Origin of the sequence: Pseudomonas abyssi (assembly GCF_002307495.1) — a bacterium.
GTDB classification, from domain to species: domain Bacteria; phylum Pseudomonadota; class Gammaproteobacteria; order Pseudomonadales; family Pseudomonadaceae; genus Halopseudomonas; species Halopseudomonas abyssi.
In genome coordinates this window covers 144,003-159,917 of the sequence record NZ_NTMR01000011.1, presented here as the reverse complement: position 1 = coordinate 159,917, position 15,915 = coordinate 144,003, and the positions used below count along the sequence as shown (strand labels likewise).

The window sequence follows — 15,915 nt, the reverse complement described above, 5'->3', positions numbered from 1 at the left end:
CACTTGATCGCCCACGTAATGCCCCTGGAGCAATACGGGCACCAGCGTGAGCGCCAGTGGTTTGCCTACGGCAGCACGGTCGTCGCAGGGTTGGCCCGCCGCCGACTGACTGCGCCAGTAGCTCACATCAACGTCGGCAAGCGCCCCTTCGCCATCACAGACCTGTTCACGCCAGAGCTTGCCCTTGCGAAAAACATAGATGCGCCCCGGCCTGATCAATGCACCAACAGGTTGCTGGTCAGCGCCATCGATAGCAGGCAGGCGCGCCATGGGTACAATTGCCAGAAAGGTATTTTGCTGAATATCCGGCTCTTCCTCGTGGCTGCGCATGTCCTGCTCGACCAGAATCTGCAGGGTGCCGCCGTCCTCTCGCTCTAGGTTCAATGCCAGGTTGGCTCGCTGGGCACTGTCGTACTGGGCCCGCTTGCGCGTGCCTTGCTCAATTGACTCGTCCTTGAGTTCGCTCACTGCTTATCCTCCGGGTCTAGCAGCTGGACCTGCCCGCCAAACGCCGGATCTCCCCACACGTCTACTATCAGTTGCTCCAGCCCGGACTTCTGATTCGACTCGGCAGGCGGCGCGTTAGGCGTGGCCCCTCCGGTAGTTTCCCCTGCGCTATCCAATGCGGCGTGCGCAGGCAAAGCTGGCAACACCGGCTCAGCCGGTGTGCCCTGCGCCGGGCTGCCGCCGGAGTTCAGGCGGATATTGGCACCGGTGACGGTGACGCCGCTGGGGTCGATCTTGATAAAGCTGCCGCCGGCCTTGAGGGTGATTTCCATACCGGCGTCGATCACGATCTTGCGGCCGCTGGCCAGGTGAATTTCCTGTCCGGCTTCAGTGAGCTGGCGTTGGCCGATGCGCGTGTGCTGGCTCTGGGCAATCGTCAGATGATCATTGGCCTTGAGGTCTGTCAGACGGTTGGCGTGGACGGTGCGGTGCACTTCGGCCAGGTGCTGGCTGTAATGGTTGGCGACGATGTGATCGTGACGTTCATTGCCAACGTGCAGGCGTTGATCGTGCTCGATGCGCTGGTCCCAGTCGCGCTGGGCATGCAGGTAGATTTGCTCGGCACCTTTCTTGTCTTCGATGCGTAGCTCGTTATAGCCCTCGCCGCCGGGGGAGCTGAGGCTTTTGAAGGTGCTACGGGTTTTGTGGGCAGGCAGATCAACCGGCGGCACGTGTTCGGCGTGGTAAAGGCAGCCGGTGATCAGCGGCTGGTCCGGGTCACCTTCGAGAAAGCTCACCAGCACTTCCATGCCAACCCTGGGAATGGTCAGAGCACCATAGCGGTCGCCAGCCCAGCCGCTGGCCACCCGCAGCCAGCAGCTGGTGGTGTCGTCCGCCTGGCCTTCACGATCCCAGTGAAACTGGACCTTCACTCGCCCGTGCGGATCGCAGTGAATCTCTTCGCCCTCCGGCCCGGTGACGACGGCGCTCTGGCTGCCGGCGATGCGCGGTTTGGGGTGCTCCAGTGCGGGGCGCCAGATGGCCTGCCAGGGTGTGGCAACAAAGCGATTACGGTAGCCCTGGGTAAAACCGTCGCCGGCGCTAGTATCGCTGGTCACCGCTTCTTCCAGCACCTGCGGTTGCTTGCCCTGATGCTCAATGCTGGTCAGCAGCCAGAGGTCGTTCCAGTCATCACGCAGGTGGCCGGACAGCGGCAGAAAATACCCGCTGCGCAGGCCCGGCTGATCGCTCTCACCGTTGGCCTGCAATTGATGGCTGCGGTGGCGCTGCAGATGGATGCGGCTGAGTTGCTTGCCGCGTTCGCGGTCGCCAAAGCGCCCCGGGTAGTCATAGTCTTCCAGTGCCGGCTGGGGCGGGCCGTCTTCCAGTCTGGCTTCGGCTTCCATGTGCAGGCGCGGTTTCAGAAATTCATAATCTCGGCGTGTCACCTGGTCTGGTCGGGTGGCGGCGGTCAGGCTGAAGCGCTTGACCACCGGTTGATCAGCGACCAGACCAGTGCCCTGGCTGTAGCCGATCTCGGGCAGACGCGCAAAGCAGGTCTGATCATCACCAAACACCAGGATATGGCCGTCACGCTGGTGCTCAAAGTGAAAGTGCAGCCCCTCCTCCTCACACAGGCGCTGGATAAAGCGCAGATCACTCTCATCGTACTGGGTACAGTAGCGACGCGCGGGCAGCGGCGTGTTCAGGCTGAAGCGATAGGCATCGCTGTGGATGCCGTGCTCCTGCAGCACAGCGGCCATAATCTCGGCGGCGCTGCGGTGCTGAAAAATCCGCTGGTTGATGCGGTGCTGCAGGTACCCCAGCTGCGGCTGCAGGCGCAGTTGATAGCGCGTCAGCCGGCGGCCTGACTCGCCCTGAGTGAGCTGATCGATAAAGCCGTGAAAGCCGCTGCCTGCGCCGGTATCCAGCCAGGCTGGCAGGTGTAGGAGGCTTTGCAGGTCAACATCCGGACGCTCGCTGACCAAAGTCAGCAGCACCTCGTAGGGCTGATTGAGCGCTTCACGGGCAGTGAACTCAAGCACCTTGAAGTCGTGTTCGGCGCCGTCGATTTCAAGAATAAAGTGCGCCTGATTGGCGGGGGAGAACATCCGTTGTTCCTCGGCTGCAAATGCGTGAGCCGAGGTTACGTATCGGGGGCGAGCTTGGCAGGTGATAAACCGGCAAAAGGCGATGCAGTGCGCATTTTGTCGCGCAATCGGTGCAGAGCTACTGCCAGGTAGCGAACCAGGCAACCAGCAACGAGCACACCGCCGTGAGGCTCAGCGGCTTGCGCAGGGCTGGGTACCAGACGGGCGCGACACCATGGTCAACGGCCCAGAGATCGGCAAAATACAGGGCGGCAAAGGCCAGCAGAATAACCGGCAAACCCAGATCGTTAGGTAGCGCCAGAGCAAACCAGCCCAGCAGCGGCGGGATGACCGAAAGCCCCAGTTGCACTGGCGCCTTGTCACTGTTCTCTTCCGCGCGCATCGCCAGTCCCCAGTGGATGGCACCGAGAAAAGCGAGCGTTATGGCCGCGTAACTCAACAACTCCTCCAATACGCGCTCGCGCCAGGCCTCGGGCGTCACCCACAGCCCCAATGCCCCGGAGACAAAAGGCACAAGACCCGCCAGGCCCAGTGCAAAAGCCAGTTTGGGGGGCTGTGTCGCATTGAATGGATGCATGCAAACTCCGCTGCAAAATGGTCCCGAGGTGGGTCTGATTATAGGGCGCCGCCGCGGCCAGGCAACAGCGCTAATCCAGTGCCTGGCTTGGTGCGGGCGGGCGTCGCCTGGGCAAGGAGCGTAACAGCGTCTGCAGCGCGGGCTTCAGTTGCGCCTGCGCCTCGCCTGGCTGACGCTGCGCGTAACTTTGCTCCACAAAGCGGTCAAAAAAGCCATCGATGGCCGCGCGCTGCTGCGGCAATGCCTGTCGCAGGCGTTGCTGCCAATCCCGTGGCCCCTCACCGGCACGCACGCCAAGACCTAGCTTGCATAGGCGCTGATCCAGCTGCTGCCAGGCCAGCTGCGCCGGCGAGCCGGACAAGCGCCGGGGCCGCAGCCAGATCAGCGCCTGCACCACCATGACCAGGCCAACCAGGGACAGCACCAACACGCCAATGCGCCGCCAGTCGGCGGTGCCCAACCAGCGTTTGAACAGCGCCAGTTGCTCCTCTGACTGAAAGTTGAGCACCCGCAACTGCCACTGATAGTTGATGTCGTCCCAGGTCAGACGCAGGTTGTTGACCCAGCCGATATCACGGTAGCGCGAGCCGGCCAATGGCGCATCAGCCAGGAAACTCCCCTCCTCGCGCATCGCCTCCTCCAACCCGCGCTCGATACGGCTCGGGGCCACCTGAAAAGTCGGATCAAAGGACTGCCAGCCCTGTCCCGGCAGCCACGCCTCAATCCAGGCGTGGGCATCAAACTGATGAACCAGCAGATAGCCACCGCGCGGGTTCAATTCGCCGCCCTGATAGCCGGTCACGACCCTGGCGGGAATCCCGGCGGCGCGCAGCACAAAGGTCATGGCACCGGCATAGTGTTCACAAAAGCCGCGCCGAGTATCAAACAGAAACTCGTCATTGCTGTGCCTGCCCAGGGTGGGCGGACGCAGGGTGTAATGGAACGGCTGCTGGTTGAAATGCCGTAGCAATGCGTTCACCAGCTCTGCGTCAGAGGCATGGCGCTGGCGCAACTCCTCCGCCCAGGCGCGGCTGCGCGGATCGCTGTCCTCTGGCAGTTGCAACAGGCGCTGACGCTCGTCCTCGGTCAGGCCGTCACGCTGGCGCTGAACGCGCTCAAAGGCAGTAGCGGTATAGCCAAAGGTACTGCTCAGCGGGCGCTTGGCACGCAGGGTATCATCGCGCAGCGCTCGTAGTTCCGGACTGTCGGAGACGCTGCCGGGCAGGCTGTAAAGCCAGTTACGGCCAGTAGGCTGCGCTATCACCTGGTAATCCAGCGTAGCGCCACTGCGCTCCACCGCCAACGGCTGACGCCGCTCCAGCAGACGGTCCTGCGACCACACTCTGCCATCGAAGCGACTGAGGGTCAGGGCGCGCCAATAGAGTCTGCTGGGTGGCGGGATATCACCCTCAAAGCTGGCCCGAAATGCGAGCTCGGGGGACTGTGCCAGGTTGGCGATATCCGCCGGGCCCATGGTGTCGGACAGCCCCGTGCGACTCTCGGTGCTGGGCAGGTTGATCGTCCACAGCGGTGCCAGGCGGGGGAAAAACAGAAACATCAGCAGCATCAGCGGCAGCGCTTGCAGCAACATGGCTGCCGCGCTGCGCAGTGCCCGCCACGGATCATTGCGCGCCGGGCTTTGTTGCAGGCCGATCAGCGCCGCCACCAGTACCACCGCGCCAACGCACTGATAGAGCGTCAGCGGAATGCCTTGGTCAAACAGGAAGGCAGTGGCCAGGATAAAGAAGCCAAGATAGATAACCACCAAGGCATCTCGCGGGTTACGCATCTCCAGCAGCTTGAGCATGAATAGCAATAACAGCAGCATCACGGTGGCGTCGAGGCCGATCAGCGTACCCTGGCTAAAGAACACCGCCACACCAGTCAGCAGCAGCCCGGCTGTTCGCAGGATACGTCCGGGGTAACCCCAGCGCATGCGTTGAATCTGCACACGCCAGGCGGCGCAGCCGAGCCACAGAACGGCTACCCACCAGGGCAGGCGCGTCAGATGCGGAAGCAGCACTACCACTTGAGCGCTCAACAGCCAGGCCAGCGCATTACGCGGGATCAACGCCGCACTCATGACTCCGGCTCCAGGCCATAGAGTGCCAATACCCGCAGGCAGGCCTCGCGATGAGTGTCGCCCTGCGCCGGCTCGATGCGCACACCGGGCAGGCTCAAGCCATAAGGGCGCAGTTCACGCTCCATTTCCAGTACCCAGCCCGTCAGGATGCCCAAACGCTCGTCCAGATCGCGTCCGGCAGCCGCCGACAATTCCAGCCACAGACTTTGCTGCTGTGGCTCGGCAAACACCTTGCTGTGCAGTCCCTGTCCGCGTGACCAGGCGCGCCAGTCGAGGCGCCTGCGCGAGTCACCCGGGCGGTAGGGGCGCAGCCCCTGAAAGTCGGCCACACCTTCCTGCAGGGCGTGGGGCTGGTCGCCTTCCTCGCCATCGGGTGCTGCGCCGACCGGCAGCGGAGCGCTGACCGGCTTGGGGTACACCAGTACCTGCCAGTCCAGATCAACCAGACTCCAGGCAACAAACCAGCCGAGCGGGTAACGGGTTTCAATGCGCAGACGCTTCAATGCCAGCCAGCCGCGCCGTTCGGTGGGATGAAACAGGGTCAGCGCCTGCTCGTCACCTGCGGGCACATCCACCGACACGGCGTCCAGCCCGGGCCAGCGCATCTTCAGCGCCTGATGCTCGCGGCGCTCTGAGCGCAGTGTCAGCCCCAGCGGCACCTGCTCGCCGGCAAATACCGCTCGCCCGCCGGTCGCGCGCAACTGCACTGCGGCAAGATTGCGATAGGTGTGATGCAAGGCAACCCAGAACAGGCTGAGCAAGGTAAAAGTGAGCCCGTAGACCAAGCTGTTCTGGTAGTTGATGGCACCGATCAGCATGATCAGCAGCAACAGCAGAAAGGCCATACCGGCGCGACTGGGCAGGATAAAGATCCGCCGGTGATCCAGCCGAAGCGAGCGAGCTGGCGGGATCCTGCGACGTAGCCAACCCTGATGCCAGCGCCTTGCCTTGGCACGCAGAGCGGCGGTCACACCGGCGAGACCTCGTTGAGCAGCCAGCGTGCCAGGCTGTCGCCACCATGTCCTGTCGGGTCATTGGTCGCGCGCAAGCGGTGGCTGACAACGGCGGGCAGCACCGCCTGCACGTCTTCAGGGATCACGTAATGGCGCTGTTCCAGCATGGCCCAGGCCCTTGCCGCCGCCAGCAACCCCAGACTGGCGCGCGGAGACAGCCCCCAGGCGCAGCTGTCACTGTTACGGGTGTGGTTGACCAGCCGCAGGATGTAATCGATCAGCGCTTCGCTTGCGGTCACCTGCGGCACCTGCGCCTGCAGCGCACGCAACTGCTCATGCCCCAATAGCGGCTCCACCGCGTCCAGACGAGTACGGCGCTCGGCCCCCATCAGCAGATTTTTTTCAGCAGCCTCGCTCGGATAGCCAAGCGACAGACGCATGAGAAAGCGGTCGAGCTGGGATTCAGGCAACGCAAAGGTGCCGGACTGCGATACCGGGTTCTGTGTGGCAATCACAAAGAAGGGATCGGGTAGTTGACGGGTTGCTCCATCCACCGTTACCTGCCCTTCCTCCATGGCCTCCAGCAGCGCGCTTTGGCTTTTGGGGGTAGCGCGGTTGATCTCGTCAGCGAGAATCAGCTCGGCAAAGATCGGGCCTGGATGAAAGACAAACTGCGCGCTGTTGCGGTCAAACACAGAGGTGCCGAGGATATCCCCGGGCAACAGGTCGCTGGTGAACTGAATGCGCTGATAGCTCATGCCCAGCACCCGGGCCAGTGCTTGTGACAGCGTGGTCTTGCCCATGCCCGGCAGATCCTCGATCAGCAGATGCCCCTTGGCCAGAATGCACGCCAGTGCCAGCTTGATTGATTGGGACTTGCCCAGCAGTACCTTGTCTATCGCGTCCTGCGCCGCGCTTAACGCATCCTTCATGCTCACCTCTTCTCCGGGCTACCATGCCATGGTAGGTGCAAGCGCTGCTGGGCGAAAGACAAATGCAATAGCTTGTAACAGCCTGCACGTTGTTCATCACCCGACTCTGAGGGGGTTCCATGCCGCTACTACGCATGCTGTCATTGCTGATCACGACGTTCCTGAGCGGTTGCTCAGCCCTGGCACCAGTCAACCGGCTGGTGCCGAGCAGCGGCTATGATGCGCTCGAAGGTCTCAGCTATGGTGAGCTGCCGCGCCAGCGACTGGACGTTTACCTGCCAGCAGAGCTGAAACCGAATGCCCCCGTGGTGGTGTTTTACTACGGCGGCAGTTGGCGCAACGGCGAGCGCGCTGACTACCGCTTTGTCGGTCAGGCGCTGGCCAGTCGCGGCATGATCGCCGTGATCCCCGACTACCGACTCTATCCCGAGGTACGCTATCCGGAGTTTCTGCGCGACAGTGCCAAGGCGCTGGCGTGGACGCAGGCACACCGGGGCGAATGGCAGAGCGCGCAAGGACCACTGTTTGTCATGGGCCACAGCGCCGGAGCCTACAACGCCGCCATGCTCGCGCTGGACGACCGCTGGCTGGCTAAGGAGGGCCTCTCTCCCGAAGCGATCACCGGCTGGATCGGCCTGGCCGGCCCCTATGATTTTCTGCCGATCATCAACCCCGACGTGCAGCCGGTGTTCTATCACCCGCAAACGCCGGTCGACTCGCAGCCGCTGGTGCATGCCAGCGCGAGCAGCCCGCCCGCGCTGCTGCTGGCCGGCGCCGACGACGACCTGGTTGATCCACAGCGCAATACCGAGCAGTTAACCGAGGCGCTGCGATCACAGGCCGTTGCCGTTCAGAGTGAGGTACTGGCGGATCTCGGGCATATCAAGATCCTGCTCACCCTGGCCGCCCCGTTTCAGCAATGGGCGCCGGTCATTGACCAGATAACCTGCTTTGTTACCGATCACGCCAGCGAGGACTTCTCGCCGCCCTCCTCCTCAGCCTGCAGCGTCTCCAGCCGGTAGATCATGTAGCGTACGTGCAAGTGCAGGCTGTACAGCTCGTGGGCGTAGGAGAGCGGAACATCAACGTGATTCAACTCGGACTCCAGCGCTTTCAGCCCCTGAATCTGCTCGGCGTATTGCTGTTTGATCTTGCCGCTGTAGATCAGCTTGTCGATGCGCCGCAGGTGTTCGTACCAGCGATACACCCGCGCCCGCACGCGCCAGCGATACAGCGGCCCCATGGTTTTGAGTAGCGGAAACATAATGGCGATAAAGGGGATGATCAGCACCACATAACGGTCAATCGCCGACGCCACCTGAAATGGCAGATAGCGCTGCAAAAACGGCATGCCCTGACGGTGGTAGTAGTCCGCCTCCTTGCTCAGCTCGAGGCCCATGGGCTCACCGGCCGGAAAGCGCCCCGGCTTGTCGAGCAGGTTACCCTCGCGCAGCACCTTGCGCGCGGCCTCCAGCACCACCGCCGTCAGTGCGGGATGAAAGTGCTGATTGCACACCAGCATGGCCACCGGAGACAGCACTTTGGTGTCATTCGACGGCATGCTGGCAGCAATATTCAGCAGCCCCCTGGGCACCTCCAGCGCTTCCAGAAAGTGCAGCCGCGCGGCGTAGGCATCAGCCTGAGACAGGTTAACCAGAGACATATCCGGATGAGCTGCCAGGCGGGTAACCAGGCGATTGTCGGCCGGCAACACCAGAAAGGCTGCGTCAAGCTCACCGGCCAGCAGAGCATCGGTCGCCGCAGCGCTGCCCATTTTGCGCCACATGCCGTTATCCAGCAGCTCCAGTCGTGTGCTGTCCTGACGTTGCTCAAACAACCCCGTGAGTACCGCCCAGGTGCCGCTGCCTTCACTGCCCACCGCCACACGTTTGCCTTGCAGGTCCGACAGGCGGGTAATGTTGACGCCCTGACGCTGAAACAGCCAAAGCGGCTCATGGTACAGCGCCGACAGGCCAATCAGTTGGCTACGCTGTGCCGGCTCCAGCAGCAGCTCCGTACCACTCTGGATCAACCCAAGCTGCACCTCGCCGGAGCCGTCGGTAAGGCGTTGCAGGTTATCCAGCGAGCCTCGACTGGGGCGCAGCTGCAATTCCAGGTTCTGCTTTGCCAGCTCGCGCTGCATGGCCAGGCCAAACCGGTGATAACTGCCGCCTTCACTGCCGGTTGTCATCACCAGCACCTTGGGCGGCGCTGGATCAAGAAAGCGAAACAGCAGCCACACCAGCAGCAGCGCCAGCGGGATGATCCACAGGTTGGTACGAACAAAGAGTCCTAGCTGTTTCAGGTTCTGCATCCTGCCACTCCAGAAACGAATCGTCCTGACAGTCTAATCGCTTCCCGCGCGCAAGGCGCCGATCAGCGCTCTACAGCACTGGACGGGCTTGCGCCTGCCCCCCGCCGCAGGCTACTCGAAAACAGCCCCGGGAGCCTGATAGGCAGCCGTGCCCCACAACGGCACAGTAGACAGGCTGTGCTTGAAGCTGCCGGTGGTTTCCTTGGTGGAGTAGGACAGATACATCAGCGTCTGGTGTTGCGGATCGTAGATACGCCGCACCTTCATGGTCTTGAAGAAAATACTCTTGGACTGCCTGAAGACAATCTCGCCCGAGTCGCTTTGGTCGATCTGCGCGATCATCTGCGGCGTTATTTCGCCGGTCTGGCGGCAGGAAATAGCACTGTCGCTGGGGTCTGAAAAGCTGAGGTTTGCTTCGATAGAGGCAATATGGCAGGTCACGCCAGGCACCTCGGGGTCTATCAGCGAGTGCAGCTTGATATCCTTGAGGGTGAATACCCCGAGCGATACATCCCCGACCTCGTTGTTATCCGAGCAACCTGCCAGCAGGCCGACCATAGCAGTCAGTACCAGTACTTTTTTCATGTCTACTCCGTTTCGCCATCCACACTGCATTCAGCCGATAGTGTACGCGGCGCTTGCAGGCCGAGAGAAACGAGTTTCCGGAAAACGTGGATAAGTACGCGCACAAAAAAGCGCTGATCCCCACAAGCCATTGACGCCTGGAGCTGATCAGCGCTTTAAAAACCCTACTGACCGACAGCTTCGCTCGGCGGGGCCTTTAGCATGCCCTGGGCGGCGATGAACTCGATGATCTGCTCCACGCCCTGACCGCTTTTGAGGTTGGAGAATACGAACGGACGCTCGCCGCGCATCTTCTTGGCGTCACGGTCCATCACATCCAGATCGGCACCAACCAGCGGGGCCAGGTCGGTCTTGTTGATGATCAGCAGGTCGGAACGGGTGATGCCCGGGCCGCCCTTGCGCGGAATCTTGTCGCCGGCAGACACGTCGATCACGTAGAGGGTCAGGTCCGACAGCTCGGGGCTGAAGGTTGCAGCCAGGTTGTCACCGCCGCTCTCCACCAGCACCAGTTCCATGTCCGGAAAGCGTTCCTGCAGTTCGGCCACCGCGGCTAGGTTCATGGACGCATCTTCGCGAATCGCGGTGTGCGGGCAGCCGCCGGTTTCTACCCCCAGAATGCGATCTTCCGGCAGCGCCTGATGGCGCAGCAAAAAGTCGGCGTCTTCGCGGGTATAGATGTCGTTGGTAATCACGCCCAGGTTGTAGTGCGGATACAGGCGCTCGCAAAGGGTGCGAACCAGCGCGGTCTTGCCGGACCCGACCGGTCCGCCGATGCCTACCCGCAGTGCAGGTCTGGAAGTCATGTGTCAGTGCTCCTTATGATCGAAACAATCGGGTGTATTGATGTTCATGGCGGGCGCTGGCAAAGGCCAGGCCCGGTAATCCTGCGCCGAGATCATCGGCGGACAGTGTGGCGGCGGTATCCACCACCGCAGGCAAATCGGGCAGCATGCGATCCAGCAACCGCTGGGCGTCGGTCTGCCCGAGCGGAATCAGCTTGGTAGCGGCGCCGGTCTGGTTTTCCAGCCAGCTCCAGAGCGCACCCAGCGCCAACGCGCGCGCGCCGGTCTGCCAATGCTGGCCGGCCATTGCCAGTGCGGTCATCAGCGCAATCGGCTCGCCCTGCGGCCATTCCATCGCCGCCGGCACCGCCAGCGATTTGAGCAGGCGCAGCAACGCACCGCCCTGCTGGCTGTCTTCAAGGTACAACTCCGCCGTTTCCCGGTTGGCCAGCAGCCAGTCGTTCCAGGAAAACAGCGCGCCTTCGTCATCGCGCTCCAGCGCATCGTACTGGCGCAGCAGCAACGGAATATCCAGCTTCGCCAGCGAGTGACCAAGCAAACCGCCCAGCCAGTGGGCGGCACTGTCGATGTCGCTCACCCAATTCTGCTCGATGGCGTACTCCAGCCCTTGCGAGTAGGCGTAGGCACCAATCGGCAGCGCCGGGCTGGCCAGCTGCAGGACGCGTAGCAGGGCCAGATCAGCGACCGGGTTCAGCTCAGTCATGGGCATGCCCTGCGAGGCGCAGCAGCGGCGCGGCCGGCGTCGCTACGCTGTGACCGTGGTTGTGATAGGCGCCCTTCTCCGGGTTGAACGGTGCGGTGATCTGCTCGACCTCCAGCCCGAAGCCCACCAGCATGGCGTCCAGCACGTGATCGCACTGGTAGCGCAGCTCGGTCGCATGCACCTCCAGCGCCACGTGGCGGTTGCCCATGTGATAGGCAGCGCGCGCCAGTTTCAGGGTGTCGTCACAGACGACGCGCGAGAGTTTTTCCGGCGCAGCAGCAATCATCAGCACGCTGCCATCGAGGCACTGCAACCGATCACCCTGCGCCAGCACGCGGCCACGGGGCAGAAACAGACCGACTTCGTCGCCGGCAACCGTCTTGGCACGCAGACGGCTGCGGGTGCGCAACTCGTAGGTCAGCTCCAGTACGTGGTCATGGGGGCCAGACTCGTCCTCCAGCCAGGCATGACATTCCAGCATCGTGCTCTCCTTAAAACAGGTAGTAACGCTGCGCCAATGGCAGCTCGTCAGCCGGCTCGCAGAGCAGCTCAACGCCGTCGGCCTTGACCACGTAGGTCTGCGGATCCACGCTGATGTCCGGCTGATAATCGTTCAGCTTCATGTCGGCCTTGCTGATATTGCGGGTGTTGCGCACGGCCTCAAGACGACGCTTCAGGCCCAGCTTTTCCGCCACGCCGCCATCAATCGCAGCCTGCGAGACAAAGGTCAGGCAGGTGGTATCCATGCCCCGGCCGAAGGCGCCAAACATTGGCCGGTAGTGGACCGGTTGCGGCGTCGGGATGGAGGCATTCGGATCACCCATGGGCGCCGCTGCAATGGCCCCGCCCTTGAGAATCAGGCTCGGCTTGGTGCCGAAGAAGGCAGGCTTCCACAGCACCAGATCCGCCAGCTTGCCGACTTCAATCGAGCCGACCACGTGACCGACGCCCATGGTGATAGCCGGGTTGATGGTGTACTTGGCGATGTAGCGCTTGACCCGCGCGTTATCGGACCAGTCGTCATCACCTTCCAGCGGGCCGCGTTGGACTTTCATCTTGTGCGCGGTTTGCCAAGTGCGGGTAATCACCTCACCGACGCGGCCCATGGCCTGCGAGTCGGAGGAGATCATGCAGAAAGCGCCCAGGTCATGCAGGATGTCTTCGGCGGCGATGGTCTCACGGCGAATGCGCGAGTCGGCAAAGGCAACGTCTTCGGCGATAGCCGGATCAAGGTGGTGACAGACCATCAGCATGTCGAGGTGTTCGTCGACGGTGTTGATGGTGTAAGGCCGCGTCGGGTTGGTCGAGGACGGCAGCACGTTGGATTCGCCGCAGGCCTTGATGATGTCCGGCGCGTGACCGCCACCGGCCCCTTCGGTGTGGTAGGTGTGAATCACCCGGCCGTTGATGGCCGCCAGGGTGTCTTCCACAAAGCCTGATTCGTTCAGGGTGTCTGTGTGGATCGCCACCTGCACGTCGAAGGCATCGGCCACGCTCAGGCAGCAGTCGATGGCCGCGGGGGTGGTGCCCCAGTCTTCGTGCAGTTTCATGCCCATGGCACCGGCCTGAATCTGCTCTTCCAGCGGGTCCGGCAGGCTGGCGTTGCCCTTGCCGAGAAAACCCAGATTCATCGGGAAACATTCGGCCGACTGCAGCATCTTGCCGATATGCCAGGCGCCCGGCGTACAGGTGGTCGCGTTGGTGCCGGTGGCCGGGCCGGTGCCGCCACCGATCATGGTGGTGACGCCCGACATCAGCGCCTCATCAATCTGCTGTGGGCAGATGAAGTGAATGTGCGCGTCGATGCCGCCAGCGGTGAGAATCATGCCCTCACCGGCAATCACCTCGGTGCTTGGCCCGACGATGATGTCGATGCCGGGCTGGATATCCGGATTACCGGCTTTGCCGATGGCCTGGATGTTGCCATCCTTGAGCGCCACGTCGGCCTTGATGATGCCCCACCAGTCGACGATCAGGGCGTTGGTGATGACCGTATCCGGCGTCTCGGCGCGGGTACGCTGACTCTGCCCCATGCCATCACGGATGACCTTGCCGCCACCGAATTTCACTTCCTCGCCGTAGCGGGTCAGGTCCTTCTCGACGCTGATCCACAGTTCGGTATCGCCCAGCCGGACGCGGTCGCCGGTGGTTGGGCCATACATTTCGGCATAGGCCTGTCTGCTGATTTCCATTGTTCGCTTCTCCCAGATCTGCTCAGAGACTGCCCATGACGTCGCCACGGAAGCCATAGACCTTGCGCTCACCCGCCAGCGCCACCAGTTCTACCTCGCGGCTCTGCCCCGGCTCAAAGCGCACCGCGGTGCCGGCGGCGATATTGAGGCGAAAGCCACGGGCCGCGTCACGGTCGAACTGCAGCGCCGGATTGGTCTCGGCAAAGTGGTAGTGGGAGCCGACCTGTACCGGACGGTCGCCGGTGTTGGCAACGCTGATCACCACTGTTTCGCGTCCTTCGTTCAGTTGCAGCACGCCGGGGCGGGTCTGCACTTCTCCTGGAATCATGCTGCGCTCCTCACGGAATCGGGTTGTGAACGGTCACCAGCTTGGTGCCGTCCGGGAAGGTGGCTTCGATCTGCACCTCGGCCAGCAGCTCCGGCACGCCGGGCATGACCTGCTCGCGGGTCAGCAGTGTGCGCCCGTAATTCATCATGTCGGCAACGCTGCGACCATCACGGGCACCTTCCATGATGGCGGCGCTGATATAGGCCATCGACTCGGGGTAATTCAGCTTCACGCCGCGGGCCAGCCGGCGCTCGGCCAGCAGCGCAGCGGTGAACAGCAGCAACTTGTCTTTCTCGCGGGGTGTCAGCTCCATGAAGAGGGCTCCGTCTCAAGTGTTCCAGATGCGTGGTGCACAGGGTTCACGTCCGTTGATCAACGGACGCAACTGCTGCCACAGGCGAATAAACGTATTACGGGCATGCTCGGCATGCAGGCCAAGATAACGGCCGATCAGCAGCCCGTTACGCTGGGTCAGCGCCAGCTCGGGGCAATCGGTCAGACTCTCGCGCAGGTCGTCCATCTGCTGACGATCCAGTTGTACGGTCGCCAGCCAGGTGCCGCTGACGCCACAACCGCCAAGGCCCCAGCGAGCCGCCAGCAGAGGGTCGCCACCGATGAACTGGTTGCGTTCGATGTAGATCGGCCGGCCATCGCGCCAGACATCCAGCCGCTGGTCTACCTGACCATAGCTGAAGCCCTCACCTGCTGCCGGGCGCCCAAGGCAGAGCAAATCCCAGGCCACGCAGCGAGCATCCACGGCCAGATCGATGCGGGTGATCATGCGCGCGTTGCAGCCCTCGAAGGCGATGGTGTCCTGCGGCAGATACTCCAGACTGCTGCCCGCAGCCAAGGTAAAGCGGTTGTGCTGTACCTGCAGGGTGCCGTTATCACGGGCACGGTAGAACTTGCCGGAGGATGGCGTAGTCAGGACAGCACACGCCTTCTCCTGCATGTCGGCCTGCAAGCGCAGATTATCGCCACTGACCATGCCTCCGGGTGGATGCAGGATGTAAAGGTGCGGGCAATCGACCCCTTCCGGGGTGAACGGACGCTGCACGCGCAACGGGCCGCGGTGGCTGGTATGCGCCAGCTGGGTGCGCGTGCCAGCGCGGACAAAACCGAGCCGCAGCCCTGCCTGCCAGTTTAATGCGCTGTCGTGCTGCTCAAGGTGCCAGGCGTGTGTCATGCGTACTCATTTCCAGCCAATAAACGCGGATTATAGAGCAAGTGCCATGCCACTTAAGCGCTCCCGAGTTCCGGGAGACGCACGAGGACAGCGCACGCCAAGGCGCACCACTTTGAAGCACCGACCATTCGGACAGCTTTTCACTGCACCACCTTGGCGCACAATTAGACACACTCACGATCTTGTAAGTAAGCGCCAATCTGGTAGGGTCTGGAGGTCGGTGTTCTGCCGACGTTTTCCTATTTTATTTTTTACCCAACTCTGCTCAAGGAGTAATGCCGTTCGCCATGAACAAATCCCCTGCAATCGTCATGACACGTCTGGATGTTCAACGTCTGGAAAAGGTAATGGCTGAGATACCAGCCCCTCTGGAAATGCTCGAAGCGCTGGAGGACGAGATGCTGCGCGCACGGGTCATCAGCCACAAGCAAATTGCCAGCGATGTGGTCACGATGAACTCAACGGTGCGGTTTGTGGATGAGGCCAATGACCGGGAGTTGGTGCTGACCCTGGTCTATCCGGATCAGGCAGGCCGCCCCGGCACCATTTCCGTGCTGGCACCGGTCGGCATGGCGCTAATTGGCTTGAAGGTTGGTCAGAGCATCAACTGGCAGGGTCCGGCCGGTCGCCCCCTGCGACTGAAGATCATCGACGTGGTCTATCAGCCGGAAGCCAACGGTGATTTTCACCTCTGAGTAACG

General features: G+C 62.3%; 17 protein-coding genes. 3 read left to right on the top strand and 14 right to left on the bottom strand.

All coding sequences use genetic code 11. From position 1 onward, the window contains the following. The first annotated feature begins 18 nt into the window (after window positions 1–18). Entirely contained in the window at window positions 19–378 is a 360-nt protein-coding gene (locus CNQ84_RS20385) for a hypothetical protein (RefSeq protein ID WP_133065888.1), read from the top strand. Between the two features lie 86 nt (window positions 379–464). On the opposite strand, the gene CNQ84_RS09860 is transcribed toward CNQ84_RS20385, so the two are convergent. The 5 genes from CNQ84_RS09860 to CNQ84_RS09840 form a co-directional block, all read right to left on the bottom strand. Continuing rightward, window positions 465–2,558 carry a type VI secretion system Vgr family protein gene (locus CNQ84_RS09860; protein ID WP_096004701.1) on the bottom strand — a complete coding sequence of 698 codons (2,094 nt, stop codon included), beginning with the start codon at window positions 2,556–2,558 and terminating at the stop codon, window positions 465–467. A 118-nt stretch (window positions 2,559–2,676) separates the two neighbouring features. Beyond that, window positions 2,677–3,135: a DUF3429 domain-containing protein gene (locus CNQ84_RS09855; RefSeq protein WP_096004700.1), complete on the bottom strand. Its 459-nt coding sequence runs from the start codon at window positions 3,133–3,135 to the stop codon at window positions 2,677–2,679. Between the two features lie 70 nt (window positions 3,136–3,205). Next, window positions 3,206–5,218 carry a transglutaminase TgpA family protein gene (locus CNQ84_RS09850; RefSeq protein WP_096004699.1) on the bottom strand — a complete coding sequence of 671 codons (2,013 nt, stop codon included), beginning with the start codon at window positions 5,216–5,218 and terminating at the stop codon, window positions 3,206–3,208. Next, a complete protein-coding gene (locus CNQ84_RS09845) occupies window positions 5,215–6,189 on the bottom strand; it encodes a DUF58 domain-containing protein (protein WP_245841308.1) in 975 nt (324 codons plus the stop codon). The genes CNQ84_RS09850 and CNQ84_RS09845 overlap by 4 nt, the downstream gene beginning before the upstream one ends. Continuing rightward, complete coding sequence (locus CNQ84_RS09840; protein ID WP_096004697.1) at window positions 6,186–7,103, bottom strand: AAA family ATPase; 918 nt, start codon at window positions 7,101–7,103, stop codon at window positions 6,186–6,188. The genes CNQ84_RS09845 and CNQ84_RS09840 overlap by 4 nt, the downstream gene beginning before the upstream one ends. 119 nt (window positions 7,104–7,222) lie before the next feature. Between CNQ84_RS09840 and CNQ84_RS09835 the strand changes: the two genes are divergently transcribed. Then, window positions 7,223–8,125 (top strand): alpha/beta hydrolase, encoded by a 903-nt coding sequence (locus CNQ84_RS09835; protein WP_096004696.1) that lies wholly within the window; start codon window positions 7,223–7,225, stop codon window positions 8,123–8,125. Here CNQ84_RS09835 and CNQ84_RS09830 read toward each other — a convergent pair. The 9 genes from CNQ84_RS09830 to CNQ84_RS09790 form a co-directional block, all read right to left on the bottom strand. After that, the gene (locus CNQ84_RS09830; RefSeq protein ID WP_096004695.1) at window positions 8,065–9,417 is read right to left on the bottom strand and encodes a TAXI family TRAP transporter solute-binding subunit; all 1,353 of its coding nucleotides are present in this window, start codon (window positions 9,415–9,417) and stop codon (window positions 8,065–8,067) included. The genes CNQ84_RS09835 and CNQ84_RS09830 overlap by 61 nt on opposite strands. A 111-nt stretch (window positions 9,418–9,528) precedes the next feature. Continuing rightward, window positions 9,529–10,002, bottom strand: a complete 474-nt coding sequence (locus tag CNQ84_RS09825) for a CreA family protein (RefSeq protein WP_096004694.1) — start codon at window positions 10,000–10,002, stop codon at window positions 9,529–9,531. Between the two features lie 164 nt (window positions 10,003–10,166). Further along, complete coding sequence (gene ureG / locus CNQ84_RS09820; RefSeq protein WP_083725868.1) at window positions 10,167–10,805, bottom strand: urease accessory protein UreG; 639 nt, start codon at window positions 10,803–10,805, stop codon at window positions 10,167–10,169. A gap of 13 nt (window positions 10,806–10,818) precedes the next feature. Beyond that, complete coding sequence (locus CNQ84_RS09815) at window positions 10,819–11,508, bottom strand: urease accessory protein UreF (protein WP_245841307.1); 690 nt, start codon at window positions 11,506–11,508, stop codon at window positions 10,819–10,821. Beyond that, the gene (gene ureE / locus CNQ84_RS09810) at window positions 11,501–11,989 is read right to left on the bottom strand and encodes an urease accessory protein UreE (protein WP_096004813.1); all 489 of its coding nucleotides are present in this window, start codon (window positions 11,987–11,989) and stop codon (window positions 11,501–11,503) included. The genes CNQ84_RS09815 and ureE overlap by 8 nt, the downstream gene beginning before the upstream one ends. Window positions 11,990–11,999: 10 nt before the next feature. After that, window positions 12,000–13,700 carry an urease subunit alpha gene (gene ureC, locus CNQ84_RS09805; protein ID WP_096004692.1) on the bottom strand — a complete coding sequence of 567 codons (1,701 nt, stop codon included), beginning with the start codon at window positions 13,698–13,700 and terminating at the stop codon, window positions 12,000–12,002. A 22-nt stretch (window positions 13,701–13,722) separates the two neighbouring features. Continuing rightward, a complete protein-coding gene (locus CNQ84_RS09800) occupies window positions 13,723–14,028 on the bottom strand; it encodes an urease subunit beta (RefSeq protein ID WP_096004691.1) in 306 nt (101 codons plus the stop codon). Between the two features lie 10 nt (window positions 14,029–14,038). After that, window positions 14,039–14,341 carry an urease subunit gamma gene (gene ureA, locus CNQ84_RS09795; protein ID WP_096004690.1) on the bottom strand — a complete coding sequence of 101 codons (303 nt, stop codon included), beginning with the start codon at window positions 14,339–14,341 and terminating at the stop codon, window positions 14,039–14,041. 15 nt (window positions 14,342–14,356) lie between these two features. After that, complete coding sequence (locus CNQ84_RS09790; RefSeq protein WP_096004689.1) at window positions 14,357–15,214, bottom strand: urease accessory protein UreD; 858 nt, start codon at window positions 15,212–15,214, stop codon at window positions 14,357–14,359. Between the two features lie 287 nt (window positions 15,215–15,501). Here CNQ84_RS09790 and rnk point away from each other — a divergent pair, with 287 nt between their 5' ends. Further along, window positions 15,502–15,909 (top strand): nucleoside diphosphate kinase regulator, encoded by a 408-nt coding sequence (gene rnk / locus CNQ84_RS09785; RefSeq protein ID WP_096004812.1) that lies wholly within the window; start codon window positions 15,502–15,504, stop codon window positions 15,907–15,909. Window positions 15,910–15,915: the final 6 nt, after the last annotated feature.

Bases quoted from the DNA above. Each gene is read 5' to 3' on its own strand.
- ureG (WP_083725868.1), bottom strand. From the start codon at position 10,805: ATGACTTCCAGACCTGCACTGCGGGTAGGCATCGGCGGACCGGTCGGG.
- ureC (WP_096004692.1), bottom strand. From the start codon at position 13,700: ATGGAAATCAGCAGACAGGCCTATGCCGAAATGTATGGCCCAACCACC.
- rnk (WP_096004812.1), top strand. From the start codon at position 15,502: ATGAACAAATCCCCTGCAATCGTCATGACACGTCTGGATGTTCAACGT.
- CNQ84_RS09815 (WP_245841307.1), bottom strand. From the start codon at position 11,508: ATGACTGAGCTGAACCCGGTCGCTGATCTGGCCCTGCTACGCGTCCTG.
- ureE (WP_096004813.1), bottom strand. From the start codon at position 11,989: ATGCTGGAATGTCATGCCTGGCTGGAGGACGAGTCTGGCCCCCATGAC.
- CNQ84_RS09835 (WP_096004696.1), top strand. From the start codon at position 7,223: ATGCCGCTACTACGCATGCTGTCATTGCTGATCACGACGTTCCTGAGC.
- CNQ84_RS20385 (WP_133065888.1), top strand. From the start codon at position 19: ATGCCCCTGGAGCAATACGGGCACCAGCGTGAGCGCCAGTGGTTTGCC.
- CNQ84_RS09790 (WP_096004689.1), bottom strand. From the start codon at position 15,214: ATGACACACGCCTGGCACCTTGAGCAGCACGACAGCGCATTAAACTGG.
- CNQ84_RS09850 (WP_096004699.1), bottom strand. From the start codon at position 5,218: ATGAGTGCGGCGTTGATCCCGCGTAATGCGCTGGCCTGGCTGTTGAGC.
- CNQ84_RS09855 (WP_096004700.1), bottom strand. From the start codon at position 3,135: ATGCATCCATTCAATGCGACACAGCCCCCCAAACTGGCTTTTGCACTG.
- CNQ84_RS09840 (WP_096004697.1), bottom strand. From the start codon at position 7,103: ATGAAGGATGCGTTAAGCGCGGCGCAGGACGCGATAGACAAGGTACTG.
- ureA (WP_096004690.1), bottom strand. From the start codon at position 14,341: ATGGAGCTGACACCCCGCGAGAAAGACAAGTTGCTGCTGTTCACCGCT.
- CNQ84_RS09825 (WP_096004694.1), bottom strand. From the start codon at position 10,002: ATGAAAAAAGTACTGGTACTGACTGCTATGGTCGGCCTGCTGGCAGGT.
- CNQ84_RS09860 (WP_096004701.1), bottom strand. From the start codon at position 2,558: ATGTTCTCCCCCGCCAATCAGGCGCACTTTATTCTTGAAATCGACGGC.
- CNQ84_RS09800 (WP_096004691.1), bottom strand. From the start codon at position 14,028: ATGATTCCAGGAGAAGTGCAGACCCGCCCCGGCGTGCTGCAACTGAAC.
- CNQ84_RS09830 (WP_096004695.1), bottom strand. From the start codon at position 9,417: ATGCAGAACCTGAAACAGCTAGGACTCTTTGTTCGTACCAACCTGTGG.